9 protein-coding genes are annotated in these 7,717 nt (G+C 69.5%); all 9 read left to right on the top strand.

Annotated elements, in window-relative coordinates:
* Positions 1-250 (top strand): hypothetical protein (locus K1T34_RS52965; RefSeq protein WP_220247930.1); only part of this gene is annotated, 250 nt, incomplete at its 5' end.
* Between the two features lie 93 nt (positions 251-343).
* Positions 344-766: a DUF6221 family protein gene (locus tag K1T34_RS52960; protein WP_220247929.1), complete on the top strand. Its 423-nt coding sequence runs from the start codon at positions 344-346 to the stop codon at positions 764-766.
* Positions 763-1,002: a hypothetical protein gene (locus K1T34_RS52955; RefSeq protein ID WP_220247928.1), complete on the top strand. Its 240-nt coding sequence runs from the start codon at positions 763-765 to the stop codon at positions 1,000-1,002. The genes K1T34_RS52960 and K1T34_RS52955 overlap by 4 nt, the downstream gene beginning before the upstream one ends.
* Positions 1,003-1,049: 47 nt before the next feature.
* A complete protein-coding gene (locus K1T34_RS52950) occupies positions 1,050-1,577 on the top strand; it encodes a hypothetical protein (RefSeq protein ID WP_220247927.1) in 528 nt (175 codons plus the stop codon).
* Positions 1,574-2,974, top strand: coding sequence for a phage terminase large subunit (locus K1T34_RS52945; RefSeq protein WP_255638893.1), 1,401 nt, complete (start codon positions 1,574-1,576; stop codon positions 2,972-2,974). Before K1T34_RS52950 ends, K1T34_RS52945 begins: the two co-directional genes overlap by 4 nt.
* Before the next feature lie 87 nt (positions 2,975-3,061).
* Positions 3,062-3,259 carry a hypothetical protein gene (locus K1T34_RS52940; RefSeq protein WP_220247926.1) on the top strand — a complete coding sequence of 66 codons (198 nt, stop codon included), beginning with the start codon at positions 3,062-3,064 and terminating at the stop codon, positions 3,257-3,259.
* Positions 3,252-5,441 carry a phage portal protein gene (locus K1T34_RS52935; RefSeq protein ID WP_220247925.1) on the top strand — a complete coding sequence of 730 codons (2,190 nt, stop codon included), beginning with the start codon at positions 3,252-3,254 and terminating at the stop codon, positions 5,439-5,441. The genes K1T34_RS52940 and K1T34_RS52935 overlap by 8 nt, the downstream gene beginning before the upstream one ends.
* Complete coding sequence (locus K1T34_RS52930) at positions 5,441-6,271, top strand: head maturation protease, ClpP-related (RefSeq protein WP_220247924.1); 831 nt, start codon at positions 5,441-5,443, stop codon at positions 6,269-6,271. Before K1T34_RS52935 ends, K1T34_RS52930 begins: the two co-directional genes overlap by 1 nt.
* Positions 6,268-7,608, top strand: a complete 1,341-nt coding sequence (locus K1T34_RS52925) for a phage major capsid protein (RefSeq protein WP_220247923.1) — start codon at positions 6,268-6,270, stop codon at positions 7,606-7,608. The genes K1T34_RS52930 and K1T34_RS52925 overlap by 4 nt, the downstream gene beginning before the upstream one ends.
* Positions 7,609-7,717: the final 109 nt, after the last annotated feature.

The following is a 7,717-nucleotide window of genomic DNA, read 5'->3' as shown; positions in this document are numbered from 1 at the left end:
CGCCGGCAGCACACTGGACCGGGTGGCCGGCGCCGCGGCGATCTTCAAGGCCACCGAAGACGCGCACGAGATCGCGCGCGAGGCCGTCAATGAAGCAGTCGCCGGCGCCTTGAAGGCCGGCGACAGCCCGGGGGAGGTCGCCGAGCGTGCGCCCTACAGCGCTGCCTACGTCCGCCGCATCGGCCGCGAAGCCGGCGCCGCGCCGGCCAAACCCGGCCCCAAGCCCACGAAGGAGGCCGACCGTGGATGACCTGATCGCGCTCCTGCGTCCGATCCGCGAGGGAATCGTCGCCGGGCTGCGCATGATCGAAGACATCGGCCTCTACTGGCCTTGGAGGCCGTGATGGATGACCTGATCGTGTTCCTCCGCGCGCGACTCGACGAAGATACAGCTCACGCCAGTCGGCTGTTCGTGTTAAAGCGCAACCTCTCCGAGCGGTGGAGTGAGTTGGTGATTGAGAACGAGGCGCTGCGCGAGCTCGCCGCGTTCGGCAGTCTGCTGTTCGCCGAGGTCGCCGCCAAACGGCGGATCATTGAGCTGCACCCGATAGGCGGCTCGCTCCGGGCACCTGTCACGGACAACAAGGTCTACGTCTGCGATACCTGCGGGCCGAACGAGTGGCCCATGGTCAAGGATGCGACGGGCAAGTGGGATTACGTGCCGGAACCGCCAAACGGCGGCGACTTCTACCCGTGCGAGACGCTGCGCCTGCTCGCCCTGCCGTACTCCGGCCACCCGGACTACCGAGAGGAGTGGCGCCCGTGACCCGCCCGAACGAGGAGCGTTTCCGCGTCGGCCAGAAGCTGCGCAGCAACCTCTTCGGCACCGTCTGGGAGATCGTCGCCGACCACCACTACCCGCCCGAGTACGTCGAGCTGGTGCCCGAGGTGGCGAGCCATCGCTACTACGTGGTCCGCGTGAACGGCGAGGACTCCGTCATGGAGCACGGCGTGATCGCCTCAGCCTGCACACCGATCCCCGACGAGGAGCCGAATCCGTGAGCCGAGCGAGAACTTGGGCCGTCGCTGGCAGTGTCGCCGCCGTCGCCGTGACCGTCGGCACCCGCTTCTGGCTCGGCACCGACGACTGGGCCGGCCTCGGCCAGTGGGTCGGCGGCCTCGGCTCGCTCGCCGCGGTGGTGGCCGCACTTCGGATTGCCGGTGCGGAAACCCGGCGGGAGCGAGCACGCGAAGCGGAACGGGTGCGCCTGCACCCCTACTACATCAGCGGTCAGTGGGATGAGGTCGTAGAAGGACTCAACTCGAAATGGCACCTGGTGGTTACCAATCGCGGCACCGACCCTGTCGTCGATGTCGAGCTGTTGACCCTGCGCGGGCTCAACGCCTCGGCGCCCTATTCCCTCCGCATTGGCATGTCAAAATCCGTGCTGCTGCCCGGCGAGGTATGGGAACCCCCGCTCTACAGGTTGCCCGGCGACGTCCAAATCGCGATCTCGGACGAAATGCGGCAGCTCGACATGATGGAAGCGGAGATCGTGTTCCGGGACCTCTACGGCGGTCGGTGGCGGCGCGTCGGCAATCGGCCCCCTGGCCCCGAAACAGGAGCGCTCGCGTGACTGCGCCCGTGATCCGGCACGTCTACCGCCCGCGTGGCGCTGCTCGCGAGATCATGACGCGCCGCGAGTCAGAGGTGCTCATGTCCGGGCCGGCCGGGACCGGCAAGTCCCGAGCGTGTCTGGAGAAGCTGCACTTCGCGTGCCTCAAGACGCCCGGTGTCCGCGCGCTCATGGTCCGCAAGACGCTGGCGTCCATGACCAGCTCCGGACTCGTGACCTACCAAGAGCACGTCGCGAAGGAATCCATCACCGCCGGGCACGTGACGTGGTTCGGCGGCTCGCAACGGGAACCCCCGGCCTGGAAGTACGCGAACGGCTCCGTCCTGGTCGTCGGCGGAATGGACAAGGCCAGCAAGCACATGTCCACCGAATACGACCTGATCTACGTGCAGGAAGCCATCGAGCTGACCAAAGACGATTGGGAGGCGTTGACCACCCGGCTCCGCAACGGGCGCCTCTCGTTCCAGCAGCTGCTCGCCGACACCAACCCCGACAAAGAGACCCACTGGCTCAACCGGAGGTGCCTCGACGGAACCACGGTCATGCTGGAGTCGCGGCACGAGGACAACCCCGTCTACGTCGACGAGGACGGCCAGATGACCGAGGCCGGCCGCGACTACATCGAGGGCAAGCTCGACCGCCTCACCGGCCTGCGCAAGCTCCGGCTCCGCCACGGCAAGTGGGTGTCGGCCGAGGGCGTGATCTACGACGGGTTCGACCGCGCCGTGCACGTCGTCGACCGCTTCGACATCCCCGAGGACTGGACCCGCTACTGGGCGGTCGACTTCGGCTTCGTCCACCCCTTCGCCGCGCAGTGGTGGGCCGAGGACCCCGACGGCCGCCTCTACCTCTACCGGGAGATCCTGCACACCAAACGGCTGGTCGAGGACCACGCGCGCACGATGCTGCGCGCCGTCACGCGCCTGCTCCCCGAACAGGAGGACGAGGGCGCCGACGGACACGCGAACGAGATCCTGGCCTCGCTCGCTGCAGGCCGTCGCGAGTGGACAGAGCCGCGGCCCCGCGCGGTGATCTGCGACCACGACGCCGAAGACCGCGCCACGCTCGAACGCCACCTCGGCCTCTCCACCTCGCCAGCGAAGAAGACCGTCTCCGACGGCATTCAGGCCGTAGCCGCACGGCTCGTGGTCCAGGCCGACGGCCGGCCGCGGCTGCAGCTGCTGCGCGACAGCCTGCTCGAGCGCGATCAGGACCTGGTCGACGCCGAGCACCCGACGTGCCTGGAGGACGAGATCCCGGGCTACGTGTGGGACACCGCGGACGGGCGCAAGCCGAAGGACCAGCCGCTGAAGATCCTCGACGACGCCGACGACACCATGCGATACGTCGTCGCTGAGCTGGACCTGGCCGGGCGGCCGCGGGTGCGCTGGCTGTAGCGGTTCGAGGTGCGTGGCGACACGCTCGCGCACCTCGAACCATGCATATCTGTTCACCTGTGCAGGTGTGCAGGTATTGTTCCGATCATGCTGACCAGCCTCGGTGCCGCGCTCCGCCCTGTGCTGGCCTACGTCGCACCCGCGTTCTGGGTAATCCTCGGCCTCGCGTTCCTGTGCGTCGCCGCGTTCCTGTGGGCCCCGATCGCTGGATGGGCTGCCATCGGCGTGTCCTGCATCGTCGTCGAGCTGCGCCTGGACATCGAGCGCCGGGCGCAACGTGGCTAGCCTCCTCGGCGGGCTCGTCAACCGAGCGCCGGCCGCCGTGGCCGGCGAGCCGCCCATCCCGTACACCAGCCGCTCCGCGCGCTGGTCCCTGCCGTGGGGCATGTCCCGCGAGCGCGAGCAGCAGCTGGCCGCCCCGGGCGCGAACGGCACGCTGTTCGGCATCCAGGAGCGCATCGGCGGCGCGGTCGCGAAAGCGACGTGGCACCTCTACCGCAAGGCGAAGTCCGGCAAGGACGAGGACCGCGTCGAGGTGACCAGCCACCCCGCGCTCGACCTGTGGCGCAAGCCGAACAAGTTCTTCAACGAGAACCGGTTCAAGCGCGCCGTTCAGCAGCACAAAGACCTCGTCGGCGAGGGCTGGATCGTCGTACGCCGCATGGGCGGACTGCCCATCGACATGTGGCACGTCCGCCCCGACCGCATGACCCCCGTGCCGGACCCCGACACGTTCCTCGCCGGCTACATCTACACCGCCCCGGACGGCGAGCAGGTCCCGCTCGACGTCGACGACGTGATCCCGCTCCTGCAGCCGCACCCGCTCGACCCCTACCGAGGCATGGGCGCCGTGCAGGCCATCCTCGCCGACCTCGACTCGGCGCGGTACAGCGCCGAGTGGAACCGCTCGTTCTTCCTCAACTCCGCGGAGCCCGGCGGCATCATCCAGGTCGACAAGCGCCTGTCGGACCCGGAGTTCGACGAGCTGCGCGACCGCTGGAACGAGCAGCACAAGGGCGTCTCCAAGGCCCACCGTGTCGCGATCCTGGAGCAAGGCCAGTGGATCGACCGGAAGATCTCGCAAAAGGACATGCAGTTCGTCGAGCTGCGCACCGCGACCCGCGACCAGATCCTCGAAGCGTTCGGGTTCCCCAAGTCGATGCTCGGCGTTGTCGAGGACGCGAACAAGGCGAACAGCGAAGAGGGCAACACGATGTTCGCCGAGTGGCTCACCGTGCCCCGGCTGGACGACTGGCGCGACGCCCTCAACCACCAGCTGCTGCCGATGTACGGCGACGTCGGCGAGGGCTACGAATTCGACTACGACAGCCCCGTCCCCGAGGACCTGGCCGCCGAAGACGCACGCCTCACCGCACGCTCCACCGCGGCGAAGACGTTCATCGACGCCGGGTTCACCGGCGAGTCCGTTCAGGACGCCCTCGAACTGCCGGACGGGCTGGTGTGGGAGAAGCCCGAACCGCAGCCCGCGCCCGGCACGGCTCCGGTTCCGGCCGTGCCGGGCGCACCTCAGCCGCCCGCGCCGGCCGACCCGCCGACCGTGACCGAGCCGCCGGCCAACCGGCTGCAGCTGAACATCCACATGGAGGGCGACGGCCAGCAGCTCGCCGACGACCTCGCGGCCGCGCTCGGCACCCGCCGAGTCCGGAACGCCCCGCCGCTCGGCACGCCGCCCGAGGGCTGGCCGGAGATCGACCGGGACACCGTCGACGCGATCGACCTCACCCCCGTCCAGTCCGCGTGGGAGCGCGCGCTGACGGCGCTGCTGGAGACGTGGCAGTCCAGCGTCGTCGGCGCGTGGGTGGACCAGTTGCTCGAGCAGATTCGGGCCGTGCTCCGCGGCGACGGCGGCGCGCTCGCCTCGCTCACCGTCGACACGAGCGACGCCGCTTCCCGCCTGGCGCACGCGATGGCCGAGCTTGGCGAGACCGCTGCCGGGCACGCCGTCACCGAAGCCGCCGCGCAGGACGTCACGCTCTCGCCGGTGTGGCCGACCGCGGCCGATCTCGCCGCGGCCGCGCGCGAGACCGCCGCGTTCGAGGGCCAGCGGTACGCCCTGACCGCCGGGCGTGAAGCCGCGCGGGTCCGTGCCCCCGGTGTCCCGGACGACGACGTCGTTGAGCACGTCCGCGCGCAGCTGACTGAGCTGTCCGACGCCGGCGCGCGCCAGGCGCTCGGCGCTGCGCTCACCGACGCGCAGAACCAGGCCCGGCAGCAGACCTTGCGGCATGGCCCGGTCGGCGCGCTCTACGCGTCGGAGCAGATGGACAGCAACACGTGCGGCCCGTGCCGCGAGGTCCACGGCCGGTGGATCGCCACCACCGATGACCTGACCGCGGTGTTCAAGCTCTACCCGACCGGCGGCTACATCGACTGTAAGGGCCGCTGGCGCTGCCGCGGCACCATCGTCGGCGTCTGGCGCCCCAAGACCACCGATGGAGGTGCCTGATGGACGTCGACGCCCGCCTCGTCGGCCGCGTGCACGACCTGCTCAACGCCCGCAACGAACGGCCCCGGCCCCAGCTCAAGCGCGAGCCCGGGCTGAAGCTGATGCGCGTCGAGGACGCCGCAGACGAGCTGTACGTCTACGACGAGATCGGTTTCTGGGGCGTGATGGCCGCCGACGTCGCCGCACAGCTCGACGGGCACCGCGGTGACCTCCACGTCCGCGTCAACTCCCCGGGCGGCGACGTGTTCGACGGGTTCGCGATCTTCAACATGCTGGCGAACATCGACGGGAACGTCACGGTCACCGTCGAAGGCCTCGCCGCCTCGGCCGCCTCGGTGATCGCGATGGCCGGCGACTCCGTCCGCATGATGTCCGCCTCGCAGCTGATGATCCACGACGCGTCCGGCCTGTGCATCGGCAACGCGGGGGAGATGCGCGCGATGGTCGACGTGCTCGACAGCATCTCGGCCACCATCGCGCAGGTCTACGCCGACCACGCAGGCGGCGACGCTGGGCAGTGGCGGGCCGCGATGCTCGCCGAAACCTGGTACACGCCAACGGAAGCCGTCGCCGCCGGGCTCGCCGATGAGGTCCTCGCGCCGAAGCGCCGCGACCAGACCGACGACAGCGCGCCCGCGGCCGCCTCGTTCGACCTGACCGTGTTCCAGTACGCCGGGCGCATTGCCGCACCGGCCCCCACCGCGACGGCCGCCGAGCCGACGCCACCCGAACCCCCGGCACCCGCGCCGGTGGCCGTTCCGTTTCCCGCAGACGTCTTCCGCGCGGCCATGCGCGAAGCAGTCACCACCACCAGGAGGGCAGTCCGTTGACCGCACCCACGATCCCGACCAACGCTGCCGAGCTGGAGGAGATGCTCGCCGACTCGGCCAAGATGCAGGACCTGCTCAAGGACACCGCGAAGTTCGGCGAGTTCGTCGCCAACTACGGCCGCACGGTGATGAACAAGGACGACGAGATCGGCAAGCAGGTCAAGGCCGAGACTCAGCGCGTCCTCGCCGAGTGGCTGAAGGAGAACGGCGCCAAGCAGCTCAAGAACCTCAACCTGTCGCCGGAGACCTCACCGAACCGCCAGCACGCGGCGCAGTACAACGCGAAGGCGCCCGGCGCGAAGGTCGACGGGGTCGTCGACAACTGGGCCGACTTCATGCGCGCGACCTGGCACCGCGCCAGCACACCGCACGCTCTCGGCATGCAGGCGAAGCTCCACGACATCCGCAACAGCTTCGGCTCGACGATCCCCGCCGACGGTGGGTTCCTTGTGCCGGAGGTGCTGCGCGCCGAGCTGCTGCGCGTGTCGCTGGAGTCCGCGATCGTCCGCTCCCGGGCCCGCGTGATCCCGATGGACAGCCTCACCGTCCCGTTCCCGACGATCGACTCGACCAGCAACGCCAGCTCGGTCTACGGCGGCATGACCGCCTACTGGACCGAGGAGGGCGCCGCGCTCGTCGAGTCCTCGGCGAAGTTCGGCCGCGTGAAGCTGGAGGCGAAGAAGCTCACCGCCTACAGCGAGATCCCGAACGAGCTGTTCCAGGACTCGGGCATCTCGCTGCAGGCCCTGATCTCGCAGATCTTCCCCGAGGCCGTCGCTTGGTTCGAGGACTCCGCGTTCTTCTCCGGCACCGGCGTCGGTGAGCCGAAGGGCTTCCTCAACGCCGCGGCCGCGGTCTCGGTCACCGCCGAGTCCGGCCAGGCGGCCGACACGTTGAAGTGGGAAAACATCGTCAAGATGTACTCCCGCATGCTGCCCACGTCGCTGGGCCGCGCGGTGTGGATCGCGAACCTCGACACCTTCCCGCAGCTGGCCACGATGGCGCTCAACGTCGGCACCGGCGGCTCCGCGATCTGGCTCAACAACGGCGTCGAAGGTCCGCCCGCCATGATCCTCGGCCGGCCGGTCATCTTCACCGAGAAGGCCGAGAGCGTCGGCGACGCGGGCGACATCAACTTCGTCGACTTCGGCTACTACCTGATCGGCGACCGGCAGACCATGCAGGCCGAGTCGAGCCCGCACTACAAGTTCCAGAACGACAAGACCAGCGTCCGGTTCATCGAGCGCGTCGACGGCCTGCCGTGGCTGCAGTCCGCGATCACCCCGAAGAAGGGCGCGAACACCCTCTCGCCGTTCGTGAAGCTCGCCGCCCGGTGAGTCGCCGGCCAGGCCGGGCAGTAACGCCCCCGGCCTGGCTCCCCCCGACGTAGCAATCAACCCCTACAAGGAAGGCAACCACCATGGAAGGGCTCGGCAGGGCTTTCAA

The sequence above is a fragment of the Amycolatopsis sp. DSM 110486 genome (genome assembly GCF_019468465.1).
In the GTDB taxonomy this organism is placed as follows: domain Bacteria; phylum Actinomycetota; class Actinomycetes; order Mycobacteriales; family Pseudonocardiaceae; genus Amycolatopsis.
The sequence above is the reverse complement of the archived record's forward strand: the minus strand, read 5'-3'. Positions and strand labels throughout refer to the sequence as shown.